This is a genomic window from Bradyrhizobium amphicarpaeae, assembly GCF_002266435.3.
GTDB lineage: Bacteria > Pseudomonadota > Alphaproteobacteria > Rhizobiales > Xanthobacteraceae > Bradyrhizobium > Bradyrhizobium amphicarpaeae.
In genome coordinates this window covers 4,141,269-4,159,704 of sequence record NZ_CP029426.2, presented here as the reverse complement: position 1 = coordinate 4,159,704, position 18,436 = coordinate 4,141,269, and the positions used below count along the sequence as shown (strand labels likewise).

Annotated in this window: 13 protein-coding genes; 7 read left to right on the top strand and 6 right to left on the bottom strand. The window is 65.6% G+C overall.

Going from position 1 to position 18,436, the window contains the following annotated elements; all coding sequences use genetic code 11:
• Nucleotides 1–155: 155 nt before the first annotated feature.
• Complete coding sequence (locus CIT40_RS19320) at nt 156–1,706, top strand: ABC transporter substrate-binding protein (RefSeq protein ID WP_094891851.1); 1,551 nt, start codon at nt 156–158, stop codon at nt 1,704–1,706.
• A 4-nt stretch (nt 1,707–1,710) separates the two neighbouring features.
• Entirely contained in the window at nt 1,711–3,255 is a 1,545-nt protein-coding gene (locus CIT40_RS19315) for a GMC family oxidoreductase (RefSeq protein ID WP_094891850.1), read from the top strand.
• A gap of 1,061 nt (nt 3,256–4,316) precedes the next feature.
• Here CIT40_RS19315 and chrA read toward each other — a convergent pair.
• Both chrA and CIT40_RS19305 read right to left on the bottom strand, forming a co-directional pair.
• Entirely contained in the window at nt 4,317–5,702 is a 1,386-nt protein-coding gene (chrA, locus tag CIT40_RS19310) for a chromate efflux transporter (RefSeq protein WP_094891849.1), read from the bottom strand.
• Nucleotides 5,702–6,520, bottom strand: a complete 819-nt coding sequence (locus CIT40_RS19305; protein ID WP_148667216.1) for a chromate resistance protein ChrB domain-containing protein — start codon at nt 6,518–6,520, stop codon at nt 5,702–5,704. The genes chrA and CIT40_RS19305 overlap by 1 nt, the downstream gene beginning before the upstream one ends.
• 198 nt (nt 6,521–6,718) lie before the next feature.
• Here CIT40_RS19305 and dmeF point away from each other — a divergent pair, with 198 nt between their 5' ends.
• The 3 genes from dmeF to CIT40_RS19290 all read left to right on the top strand — a co-directional run bounded on the left by dmeF (nt 6,719) and on the right by CIT40_RS19290 (nt 9,533).
• A complete protein-coding gene (gene dmeF / locus CIT40_RS19300; protein WP_094892058.1) occupies nt 6,719–7,675 on the top strand; it encodes a CDF family Co(II)/Ni(II) efflux transporter DmeF in 957 nt (318 codons plus the stop codon).
• 107 nt (nt 7,676–7,782) lie between these two features.
• A complete protein-coding gene (locus tag CIT40_RS19295) occupies nt 7,783–8,574 on the top strand; it encodes an N-acyl homoserine lactonase family protein (RefSeq protein ID WP_094892057.1) in 792 nt (263 codons plus the stop codon).
• An 80-nt stretch (nt 8,575–8,654) separates the two neighbouring features.
• On the top strand, nt 8,655–9,533 hold the full coding sequence (locus CIT40_RS19290; protein ID WP_094891847.1) for a DMT family transporter: 879 nt from the start codon (nt 8,655–8,657) through the stop codon (nt 9,531–9,533).
• Here the strand turns inward: CIT40_RS19290 and CIT40_RS19285 are convergent.
• Nucleotides 9,530–9,721: a hypothetical protein gene (locus CIT40_RS19285; protein ID WP_094891846.1), complete on the bottom strand. Its 192-nt coding sequence runs from the start codon at nt 9,719–9,721 to the stop codon at nt 9,530–9,532. The genes CIT40_RS19290 and CIT40_RS19285 overlap by 4 nt on opposite strands.
• Nucleotides 9,722–9,752: 31 nt before the next feature.
• A complete protein-coding gene (locus CIT40_RS19280; protein ID WP_094891845.1) occupies nt 9,753–10,910 on the bottom strand; it encodes an MFS transporter in 1,158 nt (385 codons plus the stop codon).
• Between the two features lie 165 nt (nt 10,911–11,075).
• Here CIT40_RS19280 and CIT40_RS19275 point away from each other — a divergent pair, with 165 nt between their 5' ends.
• Nucleotides 11,076–12,335 (top strand): adenylate/guanylate cyclase domain-containing protein, encoded by a 1,260-nt coding sequence (locus CIT40_RS19275; protein ID WP_094891844.1) that lies wholly within the window; start codon nt 11,076–11,078, stop codon nt 12,333–12,335.
• Nucleotides 12,336–12,403: 68 nt separating this feature from the next.
• Here CIT40_RS19275 and CIT40_RS19270 read toward each other — a convergent pair whose 3' ends face one another.
• Together CIT40_RS19270 and CIT40_RS19265 are read right to left on the bottom strand one after the other, a co-directional pair.
• Nucleotides 12,404–14,869: a hypothetical protein gene (locus CIT40_RS19270; protein WP_193550870.1), complete on the bottom strand. Its 2,466-nt coding sequence runs from the start codon at nt 14,867–14,869 to the stop codon at nt 12,404–12,406.
• 220 nt (nt 14,870–15,089) lie between these two features.
• Nucleotides 15,090–16,334: an MFS transporter gene (locus CIT40_RS19265; protein ID WP_094891843.1), complete on the bottom strand. Its 1,245-nt coding sequence runs from the start codon at nt 16,332–16,334 to the stop codon at nt 15,090–15,092.
• Nucleotides 16,335–16,498: 164 nt separating this feature from the next.
• Between CIT40_RS19265 and CIT40_RS19260 the strand changes: the two genes are divergently transcribed.
• Nucleotides 16,499–17,851: an Nramp family divalent metal transporter gene (locus tag CIT40_RS19260; protein ID WP_094891842.1), complete on the top strand. Its 1,353-nt coding sequence runs from the start codon at nt 16,499–16,501 to the stop codon at nt 17,849–17,851.
• Nucleotides 17,852–18,436 lie beyond the last annotated feature (585 nt).

The following is an 18,436-nucleotide window of genomic DNA, read 5'->3' as shown; positions in this document are numbered from 1 at the left end:
AACACTGACGGGAGGTAGCAGCGGCGATCCCGTCCGCATCCCCTCAAACGCGTGGCAGATAGTCGTGAGCGCATGAGTGCCTGTGCCTTACGGGCACGAACATTGCTTTTTCCTGGAGACTGCAAACGTCTCGTCGAAAGGCAATAAGAAAACCAATGTTCAAACTGAAGACTTTCATTCCCGCGCTGCTCGGGCTCGCGATTGTCGCAGCGCCTGTGCATGCAGCAGGCAATCTCGTCGCGGTGCTCGAAGCTGAGATCGTCACGCTCGATCCGCACTTCTCGACCGCCTATATTACGCGCACGTTTGGCTACATGGTGTTCGACACGCTGTTCGCGAAGGATTCCAAGGGCGACATCAAGCCGCAGATGGTGCAGGACTGGAAAGTCTCTGCCGATGGTTTGACCTACAGCTTCACACTGCGCGACGGCCTGAAATGGCACGATGGTCAGCCGGTCACCGCCGCCGATTGCGTGGCCTCGTTGCGCCGTTGGGGCACGCGCAGCGCGCTTGGCCGCCGCATCTTTGCGATCACGGCCTCGCTCGAGCCGACCGATGCGAAAACCTTCGTGCTGAATTTGAAGGAGCCCTCCGGCCTCGTCATCGACGCGCTCGGCAATCCCGTCAGCCCCGTCGCTTTCATGATGCCTGAGCGCATTGCGAAAACGCCCGGCGACCAGCGCATCACCGAGATCGTCGGCTCCGGCCCGTTCGTCTACAGCAAGGCCGATCACCGCACCGGCGATCGCATGATCCTGAAGAAGTTCGCCGACTATGTGCCGCGTCCAGAACCCGCCGATTTCCTCGCCGGCGGCAAGCGCGTCAACGTCGACACGCTCGAAATTCGCGTCATTCCCGACGGCTCGACCGCGGCGTCCGCGCTGCAGGCCGGCGAAGTCGACTTCATGCAATACGCCCCGTTCGATCTGCTGCCGCAGTTGGAGAAGAATTCCAAGGTCAAGCTCGTGAACTTCACCGGCGGCAACATGTTCGCGGGCGCCTATCGCCTCAACGCGGCATCGAAGCCGTTCGACGACCGCGCGATCCGGCGCGTGCTGTGGAAGCTGGTCGACCAGCGCGAGGTGCTGGATGCGCTCGGCCTCGATGCGAAATACGCGACGCCTTGCGCGACATACTTCACCTGCGGCACCACCTATGAGAGCAAGGCGGGCACGGAAGCCGCAGCGAAGCCGTCGATCGAGGCGGCGAAGGCCGCGCTGAAGGCGACCAAATATGCCGGCGAGCCCGTCATCGTGATGGAGGCCAACGATCTCGAAGCCCCGCGTGTCTCGGCGCAGGTGCTGGCCGAACGGCTGAAGCAGGCCGGCTTCAACGTCGATCTCCAGGTGATGGACTGGGCCAGCGTGCTGGCCCGCCGCGCCAAGAAGGAGGGCTGGAGCGTCTATGGCGTTCATGCCGGCGGTTTCGATCTCGGCTCGCCGCTGACCAACGTCATGGTCGCCTTCAACTGCGCTGACTTCACGGGCTGGCAATGCGATGCGCGGATCACGCCGTTGATGGAAGCGTTCGCCAAGGCGCCGGCCGAGGAGGACCGCAAGAAAATCGCGGGCGAGATCCAGAGCATCATGTACGATCAGGCCCCCGCGATCCCGTGGGGCCAGTTCGCGCAGCCCGCGGCCTATCGCGCCACCCTGAAGGGTCTGATACCTTCTGCCATCCCGGTGTTCTGGAACGTTGAGAAGTAACGCGATGTACGATGTCATTGTTGTCGGCGGCGGCTCCGCCGGCGCCGCTGTTGCGGCACGGCTCTCCGAGGATCCGGCCCGGCGCGTGCTGCTGCTGGAAGCTGGGCTGGACTGGCGTGCCGATGAGGCGCCGTGGGAGGTGCGGACGCCCAATCCCATCCCGATCATCCACAAGCGCGAGTATCAGGAGAAATGGCAGTGGCCCGATCTCCTATCGCGCCGGGTGGCCGGGCAGGAGCCGCGCTTCTATTGGCGCGGCAAGGGGCTCGGCGGAAGCTCGATGATGAACGGCCAGATCGCGATCCGCGGCGTTGCCGACGCCTTCGACGAATGGGCGGCCAATGGCTGCACCGGCTGGTCGGCGAAGGACGTGATGCCGTTGTTCTCCGTGATCGAGGACGATTTTGAGTTCGGCGACGCCGAGGGCCACGGCCGCGACGGACCGCTGCCGGTCTATCGCGCGCCGCTGGACAAATGGGGCCCGATCGATCGCGGCTTGCGCGATGCGGCGCTGGCGAGCGGCTATCCCTGGTGTGCCGATCTCAACGGCCCCGATGGCGAGGGCGTCGCCTGCTATCCCATCAACAGCCGCGACTTGCGCCGCATCAGCACCAATGAGGGTTATCTGGAGCCCGCGCGCGACCGCGCCAATCTGGAGATCCGTGGCCATGCGCTGGTCGATCGTGTCCTGATCAGCGACGGCCGCGCCACCGGCGTCCGCGTTGTCATCGAGGGGCAGGGCACCCAGGACATCAGCGCCCGCCAGATCGTGCTCTGTGCCGGTGCCATCCACAGTCCGGCGATCCTGCTGCGCTCGGGCATCGGCCCGGCGGAGGAACTGAAGGCGATGGGAATTGGCGTCGCGCGCGACCTGCCGGTCGGCCGCCACTATTTCGACCATCCGCTGTTTCGCGCCACGATCCAGCTCCGCGACGAGCTTCGGCCGACCGACCCGGACACCCGCCACACCAATTGCTGCGTGACCTATTCCTCCGGCCTTGCCGACGGCGGCAAGCGCGACATGATCCTGATCGCCTTCAACCATCGCGGCATCGGGAATTCCGGGGCGATCGGCGCGGGGCTGTTCAATGCGTACTCGCGTGGCACGCTGAAGCTCGCCTCGCCCGATCCGTGCATCGACCCGATCGTCGAGGAGAACATGCTGGCCGATCCCCGCGACATGCTGCGCATGATCGATGCGGTGAGACGGCTTGCGGTGATCACGTCGCAGCCGGCACTGTCCGGCATCGCCGACTGGATCAGGCTTGCCGACACCGATCTGACCTTGCCGCAGGCCGCCGGCCTGCCGGATCACGAACTCGACGCGGTGCTGCGCCGTGAGACCGGCGACATCCAGCACGCCGCCGGCAGCTGTCGCATGAGCGGCGCTGGGGATGCCGACGGCGTGGTCAATCCCGATGGCACCGTGAAGGGGATAAGCGGCTTGCGCGTCGCCGACGCCTCGATCATGCCGTCCGACTGCCGTGCCAACACGCATTTCACCACGGTGGTGATCGGGGAAGCGATCGCGCGGATGATGATGCGGTAAGGCCGCCACGCCCGGTTCCTCTTGTTCCGTCATCCTGAGGCGCGAGTGGCGCGATGCAACGGCATCGCGCCTGGAGCCTCGGAGGATGAACAGACGGGATTCTTCGATATTTGAGCAGCGACAGGGTGACGGCGATAGATTTGTGCACGCTAAATCAACGCCGTCATTGCGAGCGCAGCGAAGCAATCCAGAATCCCTCCGCGGATGCAGTCTGGATTGCTTCGTCGCAAGGGCTCCTCGCAATGACGGAGCGAGGGGCGAGGGCATCGCTCTCCAATTCACACTCGAAACAGCAGACGCGCCTTTGTCTTCTCGCGGCGCATCCCGCCCGAGTTTTGCTTCATGTGCCGCCCTCGAAATAGACAAGGGCGCAGGGAAGGCCGGGCGCCGGCTGGCACCCGAGATCCGTGCGCGATAGAAATGCACACGGGGTGGACCACAGGTGTGCCGGTCGCCCGGCCTTCCCTGCGCGAATGGTTTTAACGGTGTCCTTCGTGCTCTCCTCGGGGAGCGTTGCACTATTGCCCCCGTCGCCTTGCGGATGGCTGATGCGCGCGCCCGGTCGGGCCGCCACATCACCGCTAAGGCTTGACGCCAGACCTCGGGCGTCGGGACCACACGACTTCTCCGTCCGCGCACGTCCTCGCTGGGAATCCGGGGGGTGGCGTGTGCTCGCCCCCGAAGCCATGCGAAGACGCTGTCGGCGCCGTGTCGTATGCGCGACGGCCATTGCTCACGGTTGCCCGCCCTGCAATGCCCATCACGCCCGACGCCGTCGCGTCCATCGCACCCCAGCCCGCAGTTCGTGACGATCGCGATCCGCCCCTTGTCTTGGGCCGGGGTAATCTGCTTGTACGGCAAATCAGAAATTCGGTAAAGTGGAATATTTTGTACGCTGGGGCTTGACGGGCGGCATGGCGGAATTGGTCGGCTGTTTTGCCCGACGGGCACTCGACTTAATAGCTGAACAGGCCTGGGCTGCCCTGGACCGGAAGCGAAACCCATCAATCGCTCCGCCGATGACGAGGCATGATGGGATTCGTCTACTCAATCCTACGAGTCTAAATCACCCCCACCAGCCTCAGCGCCACGCCCGCGGCACAGCTCCCCGCCAGAACCGTCAGCATCCCCAGCTTGAACCGGAAGATCGCGGTGGCCGCCGCGATCGCCAGCAGCAGCGCCGGGACATCCACGCTCGTCAGCACCGGCCTGTCGAAGTTCAGCGGCAAGGCGTGCACCGGCACCGTTTCGCGGAACAGCGTATGCAGCGCGAACCAGATCGAGAGGTTGAGGATGACGCCGACGACCGCGGCGGTGATCGCGCCGAGCGCGCCGGCCAAACCCGCGTTGCCGCGCAGGCGCTCGATGTAGGGGGCGCCGACGAAGATCCAGAGGAAGCAGGGCGTGAAGGTGACCCAGGTCGCGAGCAGGCCGCCGAGCGTGGCAGCCAGTAACGGCGACAGGCCGCCGGGATCGCGGAACGCGGCCATGAAGCCGACGAACTGCAGCACCATGATCAGCGGGCCCGGCGTGGTTTCGGCCATGCCGAGGCCGTCGAGCATCTCGTGCGGCTTCAGCCAGTGATAATGCTCGACCGCCTGCTGGGCGACGTAGGCCAGCACGGCATAGGCGCCGCCGAAAGTCACCAGCGACATTTTCGAGAAGAACAGCGTGATCTGGCTGAACACATTGCCCTGGCCGAGCGCGATCAGCAATGCGGCGACCGGCACCAACCAGAGCGCCAGCCATAAAGCGCCGACGCGGATCGTGCGCGCGGTGTCGGGACGCACATGATCGGGGACTGCGTCGCCGAGCATGCTGTCGACCACGGCGTTGCTGCCGCCATGGCCGTGACCGGCCGGCGCGAATTCCGGCCGGCCGCTTCTGGCCCCGGCATAGCCGATGATGCCGGCGGCGAGGATGATGATCGGGAAGGGGACCGCGAAGAAGAAGATCGCGACGAAGGCGATGGCCGCCAGCGCGATCATGATGCGGTTCTTCAGCGCGCGCTTGCCGACGCGAACGACTGCCTCGACGACGATGGCGAGCACCGCGGCCTTTAGCCCGAAGAACAGCGCCTCGACGAAGCTGACATTGCCGAACGTCGCGTAGATGATGCTGAGGCCCATGATGGCGATGACGCCGGGCAGGATGAACAGCCCGCCCGCCATCAGCCCGCCGGCGGTGCGATGCATCAGCCAGCCAATATAGGTCGCGAGCTGCTGCGCCTCGGGTCCTGGCAGCAGCATGCAATAGTTCAGCGCGTGCAGGAAACGGCCCTCGGAGATCCACTTCTTCTCCTCGACCAGGATGCGGTGCATCACCGCGATCTGGCCCGCGGGCCCGCCGAAACTGAGGCAGGCGACGCGAAGCCAGACGCGAAACGCTTCGTCGAAGCTGACGCCGTGACCGGCATCAGCTCCTGCTTGAACGTTGCGGGTGTCCATTACGCCTTCACCTTATTGGTCGGCCAGTTGTGGCTCTCGGCCGTGGCGTCGCGGCACCAGCGGTAGAAGGCATCGTACAGCGTCATACCGGCCTCGAGCTGTGCGAGGTCGTCGTCATACATCCGCGACAGCCCGAGCGAGGCCGCGAGCAGGCCGGGTGCCTCCGGGGCGAGGTCGGGCCGCGCGGTGTCGGCGCCGCGCACCAGCGTGGCCAGCCGCAGCAGGGCCGGGGTGGCGATGCCGAATTCTTCGATCATGACGTCGAAGGTGCAGAGCTCGCCGCGGTGGCTCCAGAACACGTTCTCGATGTCGAAGGGAGCGGCGTTGAATCGCTCGCCGACGGCGACCACCTCGGACGGGGCCACATACAGGAACACTGCGTTGGGATCGACGAAGCGGCGGATCAACCAGGGGCAGGCGATGCGGTCGACCTTGGGCCGCGCCCGCGTCACCCAGACGGTGCGGCCCCTGGCGTCGCGCGGCGGAAGTTTCGACGAGTCGACCAGCGGCAGCTTGGCCGCCTTCCAGCCCTCGAAGCCGTCTTCGAGAGTTTCGGCGTCAGCGCCGAGTTGCCTGAGCCAGGCGGCCGTGCCCTGCGCGAGCTTGGCGCCGCGCAGGCAGGAGACGATGGCGGAGCGGCCGGCAAATTCGGCGCCCCATTCCGCAACGGTCTCGTGGCTGAGCTTGATCGAGCCCGGGATCAGTCGCCGGTCGGCGGCAAAATCCTCTTCCGTGCGGACGTCGATCAGGACAGGCGCGTTCGCCGTGCCGATCAGGCGTGCCAATTTATCGGGTGATATGGTCGTGAATGGTGACATGATGCGTCCTCGCATAAATCAGACGGGACGCGATACTTGGGCATGTCGCCTCGTGGGGAGATCGCTCAAACCCCCATGGCGCGGATTACATCGAAACCAGGACGCGCTGTCAATCCGGGGAACAAATTGGACCTTAGAAAACTGCTGTCCAGCGGTCTATAATGCGCCTCGGCAGATATGAATCTCCTGGAGAATTCGATGCATTCGCATTCCATCGAGCAATGGACCCATGACCACGCCTTCCTGGGCGAAAAGCACGACGAGAACGAGCGGCGGACCTGGCTCGTGGTGGTCCTGACGCTGGTCATGATGGTCGGCGAGATCGTCGCCGGCTCGCTGTTCGGCTCGATGGCGCTGCTCGCCGACGGCTGGCACATGGGCACCCATGCCGCCGCGCTCGGCATCGCCGCCTTTGCCTATCGTTTCGCGCGGCGGCATCTGGGGAATGCGCACTTCACCTTCGGCACCGGCAAGTTCGGCGATCTCGCCGCCTTCGCCAGCGCGATCATCCTCGGCCTGATCGCGGTCGAGATCGCCTATGAGAGCGTGCTGCGGCTGTTCACGCCGGTGCCGATCGTCTATGGCGAGGCCATCGCGGTCGCCGTGCTCGGGCTCTGCGTCAACCTCGCCAGCGCGTGGCTGCTGCGCGACAGCCATGCTCATCATCATGGTCATGAGCACGGCCATGCCCATGACGATCACGACCACGATCATCACGGCCACCACCATCATCACGACAACAATCTTCGCGCCGCCTATGTCCACGTCATGGCCGATGCCGCGACCTCGGTGCTGGCGATCGCCGCGCTCGCGGTCGCCATGTATTCGGGCTGGGTCTGGGCCGATCCCGCCGTCGGCCTGATCGGCAGCGCGGTGATCGCGAGCTGGGCGTTCGGCCTGGTCAAGACTTCGGGCGCGGTGCTGCTCGACGTGCGCGCCGACGAGAAGCTGGAGCGGGTGATCCGCGCCCGCATGGAGGTCGGCGACGATCGCGTCACCGATCTGCATCTGTGGCAGGTCGGCCCCGGCCATTGCGCCGTGCTGCTCTCGGTGGTGTCGGACACGCCGAAGCAGCCGGCAATCTACAAGCGGCGGCTCGCGGGATTGAAGGGCCTCAGCCACGTCACGGTCGAGGTCGAGACCTGCCCGCATTGAGATGGCCGGAATTCTGCCGCGCGGCCGGGGTTGATCTTCGGTCGCGGCCTGCACGGCTGCCAGGGAGGACACATGATGCGCAGGACCAAGCTCGCTCTCGCCATTGCCTGGCGCTGTCAGGCCAGGCGGCGCTGGCGCAATCGGACAAGAGCGGTGTCGAAAAACTCTACGTGCTCAATTGCGGGGAGGGCACCGCGGGCGACATCTCGCGCTGGACGCCCGGCCTGAACGAAGGCAAGACGATGGACTTCGTCGACACCTGCTATCTGATCAGGCACGCCAAGGGCTGGTTCCTGTGGGATACCGGCATCGCCGATTCCGTCGCCGCGATGCCGAATGGTCTCGTGCCCGCTGATCCCAAGGCCGTCACTTGGCGCCGGCCGAAGACGTTGCAAGCGCAGCTCGAGCAGCTCGGCGTCAAGCCGGACGAAGTCAAGGCCATGGCGGTCTCGCACACCCATCCGGACCATACCGGCAATGTCGAGCTGTTCCCGCAGTCGATGCTCTACGTGCAGAAGGCCGAATATGACTGGCCGGGCGCCAACAACGCGCCGCGGTTCAAGCCCTCGCACCCCGTGGAGCTGCTCACCGGTGACAAGGACGTGTTCGGCGACGGCAGCGTGACCATCCTGTCGACGCCCGGCCACACGCCCGGGCATCAGTCGCTGCTGGTGAGGCTGCCCAAGACGGGCGCGGTGGTGCTGTCGGGCGATGCCGTGCACTTCAAAGACAATTGGGACAATCGCCGCGTGCCCGGCATGAACGTCGACAAGGACCAGACGTCGGCCTCGATGCAGAAGATCGCCGATACGCTGGCCAAGGAGAAGGCGCAGCTCTGGATCAATCACGACAAGGCTCAGCGCGACAGCCAGAAGCTTTCGCCGGAGTTTTACGACTAGCGCTTGACCCCCTGTTGCCACAGCGGTGTCAGCAGGAGTGTGTTAGTCGCCCCGCAAAGCTCCGCGATGGGGGACGATGCGTGGGGGAGTGGCTCGGGGTTGCGATCGCGCTGGTCTCGAGCAGCCTCGGCGGCACGGCTGCGGCGATCACCCGCTATCTCGTCGGCGGCGCCGATCCCATCCTGCTGGCGATCCTGCGCTGGGGCATCGGTTTTCTCTGCCTGTTGCCATGCGCGCTGCTGCTTCGCGTGCGCTGGCCGCCGCGCGCTGACTGGCCGGCCGTGGCGTTGCTCGGCATCTGCTTTTTCGGCCTGTTCTTCATTCTCTACAACATCGCGGTGTCCTACACGACCGCTGCGCGCGCCAGCCTCGCGCTGGCGACGCTGCCGCTGCACACCATGGTGGTCGGCGCGATCCTCGGGGTGGAGCGACTGACCGCGCGCAAGATCACCGGCGTCGGCATCGCCGTGCTCGGCGTGGCGGCGGCGCTCGCCGCGGGCCTTTCGCAAAGTCCGCCGGGCGCCTGGCGCGGCGAGCTGATCATGACCGGCGCGGTGTTCTGCATGGCGTTCTACAACGTGCTGTCGCGGCCGCTGATGCAACGCTCCAGCGCGCTCGGCTTTCTCACCGTCGGCATGGGCGCGGGGGCCGCGGTGCTGGTGCTGGCCGGTCTGGCGAAAGGCAGTTTCGCCGCGCTCGATCATTTCACGCCGGCGCAGTGGATCGCCGGCGTCTATCTCGGCATTGGCGGCGGTGCGCTCGCTTTCATCCTCTGGGTCATGGCGCTGGCGCGGGCAACCCCGACCCGGGTGGCTAACACGATGACGGTCAATCCGATTGCCGCAGCCCTGCTGGCGGCGCTGCTGATCGGGGAGCCGATCACACCAAATCTTCTGATCGGGCTGGCGGCGGTGTTCGCCGGCATCTGGATCGCGACCAGCGAGGCGAAGCCGGCTTAGCTCTTCGGCGCCATCACCGTGGGCGGGCTCGTTTCGGGCGTCTTCTTCGGCTTCAGCGTGCCGGCGTAGAACGAGACCAGCCATACCAGGATGATGGCGAGGAGATAGACGCCCCAGGCCTGCGGCGGCGTGGTCGCCCAGCGCAGGAGTCCCTTGAAGGTGCGGGGCGGGCTGTTGTCTTGGCTCATGGTTCGCTTGTGCGCGAAAGCCGTCGCGCGGTCAATCGGGCCGGGCGCTCGTGCGGATCAGGAACAAGGCCGCCAGCGCCGACAGGCTGAGCGCGGACGAGACGATCAGCACCTTGGCGCCCATCACGTCGATCAGCAGGCCGAACGCCAGCGGCGCCACCGCCTGGGCCATGCGTGCGGGGGCGCCGATGATGCCGAGACGGTAGCCGAAATCCTTCGGGCCGAAGATCGACAGCGGCAGCGTGCCCCGCGCGATCGTTAAAATGCCGTTGCCCGAGCCGTGGAATAGCGCGAACGCGCTCGCTGCGGCACCGCCGAAGATCGCCACGATCACCGCGCCGATCGGATGGGTGAGGCAGGCAAGCCGCGTCGACCACAAGGGATGGAAGCGGCTGAGGAAGCCGGCCTCCAACATGCGTGCCCCGACTTGCGCCGGGCCGATCAAGGCGCCGGCCGCGATGGCTTCGGCGGGCGTCGCCCCTGTCGTCTCGAGGATACGCGGGAAATGCGCGGCCATCGCGCCGGTGACGGTCCAGACCGCAGCGAAGATGAAGGCGAGTAGGACCATGGTGCGGTCGAGCGGCAGATGCGGCTTCTCGGCCGTCGCCGCCGCCTGCCTGGCGCCCTTGATCGCGGGCAGCATGAAGAAGTTCAGCGGCAGGCCGATCAGGATGTTGGCGGCGGCCCAGGCGAAGCAGGTCTCGCGCCAGCCGATATGGGCGAGGCCCCAGGCGGTGAGCGGCCAGCCGACGGTGGAGGCGAAGCCCGCCATCAGCGTGATGCCGGTGATGGGCCTGCGCGCCTCGGTGCCGTAGATGCGCCCGAGCGCGGCAAAGGCGGCGTCGTAGAGCCCCATCGCCATGCCGATGCCGAGCACGAGCCAGGCGAACACCATCACCGGGACGGAATGCGCAAAGCCAAGCAGTGCGAGGCCGGCCGCGATCGTCAGGTTCGAGGCCGAAAGCACCTGCCGGCCGCCGACGAGATCGATCTGCCGTCCGATGCGGGGCCCAAGCATCGCCGAGATCACCAGCGAGGCCGAGAACGCGCCGAAGATCCAGTTGGAGGAGACGCCGAGGTCGCGCGCCATGGGATCGGCGATCAGCGCCGGCAGATAATAGCTGGACGCCCAGGCCAGGGTCTGCGTGGTGCCGAGCGCGAGGATGATCGGAAGCTGGCGCTGGCTCATAGTCCCGAGTTTCTGGTCGGCGGTGTCATCGGTTCCATTTGCAGCGGCAACGACAGCGCGTCAACCGCGGCTGCGGCATATTCGACCCGCAGCGGAAGGGAGCCTTGGTCACGTGACGTTCGCACGCGGCCTTCCGCTCGTCACGAATGCACGCCATAATGGCGCATGCAATTGACCTCGCGCCTTGCGCTGATGAACTGGCTGACCGGCCAGGGGCTCACGGGCCTTCCCGAAATCGATCTGCTCCGCGGATTCTGCGAGCGTTGCCGCGCCGAAGGGCTCGACCTGTCGCGCGCGCTGGTCGTCATCGACACGCTGCATCCGATCTACGAGGGCCGCGGCTTCCGCTGGAGCGACCGTCCCAGCAACGAGAGCGACGCGTTCGAATACGGCTCGACCGCCGACGGCGATGCCGCCGCAAGCTGGCGCCGCTCGGTGTTCTTCCACATGCTCGAGAACGGCCACGACGAGATGGTGATCGATCTCGCCGAGGCGCCGTCGCTGGATTTCTCGCAGATCGGCGAGCTCGCCGAGAAGGGCCACAAGCACTATCTCGCCTTCGTGCACCGTTTCGGCGAGAACGGCGCGCTCGGCCTGATGGACTGCCTCTATTCCTGCTGGACAACGCGCCGCGACAGCGGCTTCAGCGACGGTGAGCTGGAGGCTTTGCGCGATCTCGTGCCGGTGCTGGGGCTCGCGATCAAATCGGCGCAGCAGGTCGACATCGCCCGCACGCTCGGGCGCGTCTATCTCGGCCGCGACGCCTCCGAGCAGGTCTTGCGCGGGCGCATCTCGCGCGGCGTCACCGAGCGCATCAACGCCGTGCTGTGGTATTCGGATTTGCGCGGCTCGACCGGGATCAGCGAGAGCATCGCGCCCGACGAGATCATCCCGTTCCTCAACGACTACGCGCAGGCCGTGATCGACCCGATCCACGAGGCCGGCGGCGACGTGCTCAAGCTGATCGGCGACGGCGTGCTCGCGATGTTCTGGGGTGAGGACATGGCCGATGCGCGCCGCGCCGCGCTGCGCGCCGAGCATCTGTTCCGCAAGAACATCGCGGCGCTGAACAAGCGGCGCGAGGCCGACGGCCGTCCCACCACGTCGGCCTATATCGGCCTGCATGTCGGCGAGGTCTTCTACGGCAATATCGGCAGCGAGGACCGGCTCGACTTCACCGTGGTCGGCCCGACGGTGAACGAGGTCAGCCGCATCGCCTCGATGAGCCGCTCGGTCGACCGCGAACTGCTGGCCTCATCCGAGTTCTATCAGGGCCTCGATGCCGCCGGGCGGCGCTATCTCGTCTCCACCGGCCGTTACGCCCTGCGCGGCATCGGCCGCGCGCAGGATCTCTACACGCTCGATCCCGAAGTCGACGCCAGCGAGCCGGTGACGGGGAGCTACGAGCGGTATCTGGCGGGCTAATTTAGCCTTCACGCGGGCCATCGATAGCCGGACGCCGCCGGAGCGCGCGTCCGGACGTTCGATGCGGGTCAGCGACGCGCTGCCACGCGCCTGCCTGTCGCCGACGTTCGTTCCCGGCGAGGCTTGGATTCGCCTCCGCGCTGCCGACGGGGCGCTGTGGTCCTGTGCGTTGGTGAAGCCGGTTTGGCAGCGGCTTGTCCGGCCGCGGCAGTCGGCAGGCCGCGCAGCACCTTGCCAATCTGTCCGATGGTGAACGAGGGCAGGAAGTTCTCGTTCTGGACGATGCTCATGGCCTTCTTTTGGGTCAGGGCGCCTTGCCGCGTCACGTTCGTCTCGCCGTTGCCGACCTGCCAGGCGCTTTCCCAGAGCACGGCGAGCAGATGCGCGCCGTCCTGCATCACGCCGATAGTCTTCTTGCCAAACAACGACCACAGTTTGGCCGAGGCGGCCTTGCCGCCCTTGCCGACGTCGACATAGGCCTGCACGATCTTCGAAGGCGGTAACGACTTGAACGTCTCGCGCATCATCGCGATCGTCGCGATCGCAGCGTCGCGGCCTGAGGCGACGAGTTCGGATTGCTGAACTTTCGCCGTCTGCTTCAGCCCCTGGAGAATGGCCTTGCGGTTTTCGAACACCATGGCGTCTTCGTAGGCGCTGTGGACGCCGGTGCCGAGCGCTTGCAGCTTGGTTTGCCCTGCCTTCTTTCCCTTGGCGAAGACATGCTTGACCGGGTGTCCCGGGTCGCCGTCGTGCAGATAGGAAATATGGAGCGGTTGGCAGGCGTCCCCGACATAATGGGCGAGCACGCCGGCGGCGCAGACGAATTCCTCGGCCTTGCCCTTTGCGGCGAAGTCGCACATCTGGTCGAATATCTGCCAGACGCGGAACGGCAGCAGGCCTCGCCGGTCTTCCTTGATCTTCTCGCCGCTGAGGATGTCGGTGACACTGTCGTAGAAGGATTCCCAGACGTTCGGGTCGATATTGGCGTTACTCTTCGTGAGATCCAGCAGCGTCTTGCCCTGCGGATCGGGCTGATCCATGTCGGCGAAGTGATTGCTCCCCTCGAATTGTCGGGCAAAGCCCTGCTTGGCGACACGCGGCTTCCAGAAGAAGTCGGGAACGTCGGCCATGGGCACGAAATCCTCGCTTCCCATTCCTTTGAAATCACCCTCTTCGAGGGCCGCATCGTCATGGCTGATGATGCCGAGATTGTTCTCCATCAACTTCTTCAGCTTTGGGAAGCGGCTCGACAAGGCGACCAGCGTTCGCGAGGCGATAGAGAAATGTCCGAGCGCGCCCCAAGTGTCGGGCTGATCGATGTTCCACCCGCGCACGAAGTCGACCTCGAGCATGGCGCAGGTGCGTGACAGCAGGGTGGTGAGCGCGAAGCCCTGCGGCGGAGCCTTGTCCGCCGAATAGAGCATGTTGCGCCCCCACTGCATGGCCAGCGGCAGGTACTGGGCGCTGGCGGCCTTGTCGTCTGTGTCCATCGCTCCCGCCGGCTCGAGCAGCCAGAGCGCGCCGGAGTCTCCCGGTAGCGTCGCGAATTTCGTTGCCGCCTGCTTGCCGCCGGCCTCGTGCGTGCGCGGTCCGATCATCAGATCGGCGACATATTCGAAGCCGCCGCTGGTCTTGTAGCGGTAGAAGAGGCCGTGAATCTCGCCGAGCATGGTGCCGCTGGCCGCACCGATGCCGCGCACGGCGCACCCGACCAGACTGAGCGAGAGGTTGGAGCCGGAAAAGTCGGCCATCGGTCCGACCGTGCCGTCGATGCCTTTGACCTGCGTGGTCCAGCGCGAGATGTCGTCGATATCTACGAGCCCGACGTCGAGATTCACGAAGGTGTCGCTGAGCGTGAGGTTCGGGTAGAGCGACGAGAACGGCACGCGCGTCAGCTGTTGGGCGGCGGTCTCACCGATGCGCTCCTCGGCCCCCGCCAGGATCGCGTTCACCGGCTCGCCTTCCTCTCCGGTGACGTGGCGATTGGTCAGAGCATAGAATTTGTGGCCATCGCTGACCAGGCAAGCAATCGTCGCTAGATATTTCTGACCCTGGACGTTGGCGATCAGCGGGTTGCCCGGGCCGATGTTGTTGAGGGGATAGGCGATGTCGTTCGGTGCCTCGATGGAGGTCTCCGATTCCCTGGGCGCCTCGATGACGCAGATCGGGATTTTCGAGCCGTCAGGCATGAACACCGTGCTCGGGATCAGATCGCCCGGCCGGGACTGGAATTTTCCCGGGTCCTGCCATTCCGAGACGAAGACCAGGATGCAGGGCCACGAGTAGGGGCGAATCTCCGAATTGTCGAGGCGCCGCACGCCCTTGCCGTGATTCTTCTTCCTGGCATGCGGCCAGCTGTCTCCCTTGCGAATGCGGTAGCGGCCGATCGCGGTGGCAACGACGTTGGGATGCCGCATCAAGTGGATATGGAAGAGTTCGCGTGCGTCGATCAGGTTCTTCAACGATAAATGGGCGAAATCATTGTCGTCGGTGTGAAATTTCGACAGGTCGAGCGGAGGCTGACGATGGGGCATGGCAATCTCCAAAAGGGTTATGAAATTAAAATCGAATGATAGAAAGCCGCCTCCGACAATTCGCGACATGGAAACGCCGACAGGTTCGCGGCACGCTGAAAGTGCATCATGAAAGAGGCTCAACTTCAAGGCTGATTTGCCGGATTCTTGTTCCGCGCGCTCTCCGCGCGGACTGAGCCGGTGCGGTCTTGATCCGACTACCTGCGTTGTGGCCGGCTAGCTAACACCTCGCCGCGACTTCATCCCCTACCATCTCCGGCTGCCGATCCAGTGCCACCGCCGGCGACAGCCAGATCACCAGCGCCTGCACGCCGAACACGGCGGCTGCGAGATAGAGGCATGCTTCCGCGCTCCAGAGGCCGCCGACGATCGCGCCGAGCGCCGAGCCGAGCGGGCGGGCGCCGTAGCTCATGATATTGATGGCGGAGACGCGGCCCAGCAGGCGCGGCGGCGTCACCGACTGGCGCAGCGTCGTGGTCGAGATCACCCACAGGATCGGCCCGACGCCGAGCAGGAAGAAGCTCAACGCGGCGAGAAAGGGCGAGGGGACCAGCACCGTCAGCGCCATCACCACCGCCGCAACGAAGCCGGTGACGGGGCCGAGGCCGACCACGGTGCCGAAGGCGATGCGCTGCATCACGCGGGTGGCAAGCAGCGCGCCGATCACCATGCCGACGCCGTACATGGTCAGCACGGTGCCGATTCCGGCGGCGCTCAGGCCGAGATGGCGCACGGCATAGGGCACGAACACCGCGATCTGCAGGAACCAGCCGGTGTTGAAGATGAACTGGGTGACGAACACCGGCCGCAGCAGCGGATGGTGAAACACGAACGCCGCGCCTTCGCGGATGTCCTGGAACGGATGGCGCCGCGGGGCAGGCGCACGTGCGGGTTCATAGATGCCGGAGAGCAGCACGACAGCGATCGCGGAGAGCGCCGCGGCAAAGCCGAAGGCCGGGCTCGCGCCCCACCATCCCACCAGTGCGCCGCCAAGCGCAGGGCCGCTGGCAAAGGCGACGGTGCGCGCAAGCTCGATGCGGGCGTTCGCCGCCGGCAGGAGGTCGGAGCTCACCAGGGACGGCACCAGCGCCGGCGCGGCCACGCTGTAGACGACGGTGCCGCACACGGCGGCGAAGCCGAGCAGCGCCAGCAGTGGAAGATTGAGCGCGCCGAGCGCGAGCAGCAGCACGATTGTCCCGAGGGCCACAGCCCGCAGCGCCTCGGCGCCGGCCATCAGCGAGCGGCGGGAGATGCGGTCGGCGAGCAGGCCGGCCGGAATCGCGAACAGCACGAAGGGCAGGGTCAGCGCGGTCTGCAGCAGGCCGGTCTGGCCTTCCGCGACCCCGAGCGTGAGCACGGCGACGATCGGCGCTGCGGCCAATGCGATCTGCTCGGCCGACTGCGCCGCGAGGTTGGACCAGGCGAGGCGGCCAAAGGTATCGGGGAGGCGAGGCGGGTTTGACATGGCTCATTTCCTGCAAAGTCGGATTGGCGCCAGTATCCGGCGCCAACGGCCGCCAGACCCACCCGCTTCCCGACACGGCGGATAACGGCAGGAGCGGGAACCCATGCCGCTAGATGCAGTTGCAAATGAGTTGCAATAAGCCCCGAAGTCGGTATTCTCGGCGCATGGATGCCCGATCACCTGATTTGACCCCCGACGCCGCCGGCTGGCGCGCTGATGCGCCCGTCACCAAGAGCCTCCCCGAGGTCAACGCCACGGTTGCCGTTCCGCTCGGTGGCCGCTGGTGGCGCCGGCTGCTCGCCTTTGTCGGCCCCGGCTATCTGGTCTCGGTCGGCTACATGGACCCCGGCAATTGGGCGACCGACCTCGCCGGTGGCTCGAAGTTCGGCTACACGCTGCTCTCGGTCATCCTGCTCTCGAATTTGATGGCGATCCTGCTGCAGTCGCTGGCGGCACGGCTCGGCATCGTCACCGACCGCGACCTCGCGCAGGCCTGCCGCGGCACCTATTCGCCGCCGGTCAACTTCCTGCTCTGGCTGGCCTGCGAGGCCGCGATCATCGCCTGCGATCTCGCCGAAGTCATCGGCACCGCGATCGCGCTGAAGCTGCTGTTCGGCATTCCCCTGATCGGCGGCGCGCTGCTCGCGGCGCTCGATGCCTTCCTGCTGCTGCTCCTGATGAACCGCGGCTTCCGTTTCCTCGAAGCCTTCGTCATCGCGCTGCTGGCGGTGATCGCGGTCTGCTTCGGGGTCCAGATCGTAGCGGCCGCACCGCCGGTCGCCGAAGTCCTCCACGGCTTCATGCCGAAGAGCGAGATCTTCACCAACCCCGAGATGCTCTACATCGCGATCGGCATCATCGGCGCGACGGTGATGCCGCATAATCTCTACCTGCACTCCTCGATCGTGCAGACGCGCGCCTATGAGCGCAACGACGAGGGCCGGCGCGAGGCGATCAAATGGGCGACGACGGACTCGACCATTGCCCTGATGCTGGCGCTGTTCATCAACGCCGCGATCCTCATCGTGGCGGCGGCGACCTTCCACAAGAGCGGCCATTCCGACGTCGCCGAGATCGGCCAGGCCTTCGAGCTGCTGTCGCCGCTGCTCGGCCTCGGCATCGCCTCGACCCTGTTCGCAGTGGCGCTGCTGGCCTCGGGCCTCAATTCGACGGTGACGGCGACGCTCGCCGGCCAGATCGTGATGGAGGGCTTTCTCGACCTGCGCCTGCCGAGCTGGGCGCGCCGCCTGCTCACGCGCGGCATCGCCATCATTCCGGTGATCGTCGTCACCGCGATCTACGGCGAGCGCGGCACGGCCGACCTCTTGGTGTTCAGCCAGGTCGTGCTGTCGATGCAGCTGCCCTTCGCGGTGATCCCGCTGGTCCGCTTCGTCTCCGACCGCCGCAAGATGGGGCAGTTCGCGATTCCGGGATATGTCGCGGCGATCGCCTGGATTGTCGCGGGCGTCATCGTGGCTTTGAACGTGAAGCTGCTGGTGGATACGCTGTTCGGGTGAGGGCGGCGGCGATCCGTCCGGCCCGGTCAAGTGGGCCGTGCTCGACGGCCCCTCGATCAGACAGCGGGCATGACCTTCCCGAACGCGAGCGTCCGGCCCGGTGAGATGTGTCGGCTGGCGAACTTGTTCCCCGTTTTCGCGCGCAGGTTTGCGGAGGAAGACGTCGGGGTCGATTTGGCAAACTGTCACTTTTCAATTTGTGCGACAGGCGTATACTAGTTGCAATTGCTGATCGGGCGTACAATAATAGTCCCTGTTTCAGCATTGATTTTGCTTCCGGCGGGATGATCGGCGGGTCCCGCGCCGGACCAGAGCGGCCACTGCAGTTCTCAGGATTCATCTATCGGTTGTGCGCAAATATTGTTGGCGCACGAAATATTTGGTTTGATCGTTTGGATTGATCGACAGCTTGTTTTTCTACTGAGCGGGTTCACGCCTCGAAGGGGCGATGTTCAAGCCAGGCCGTATTGTAATTTAGTTCAAGTCATTGATGAGTGTGTGCTGCCGTGACCAGGTGCCCCGCTTGTTCTGCCCATATTTCCCGTGAGCATCGCTTCTGCTCTCAATGCGGCGCGAGTCTCGATC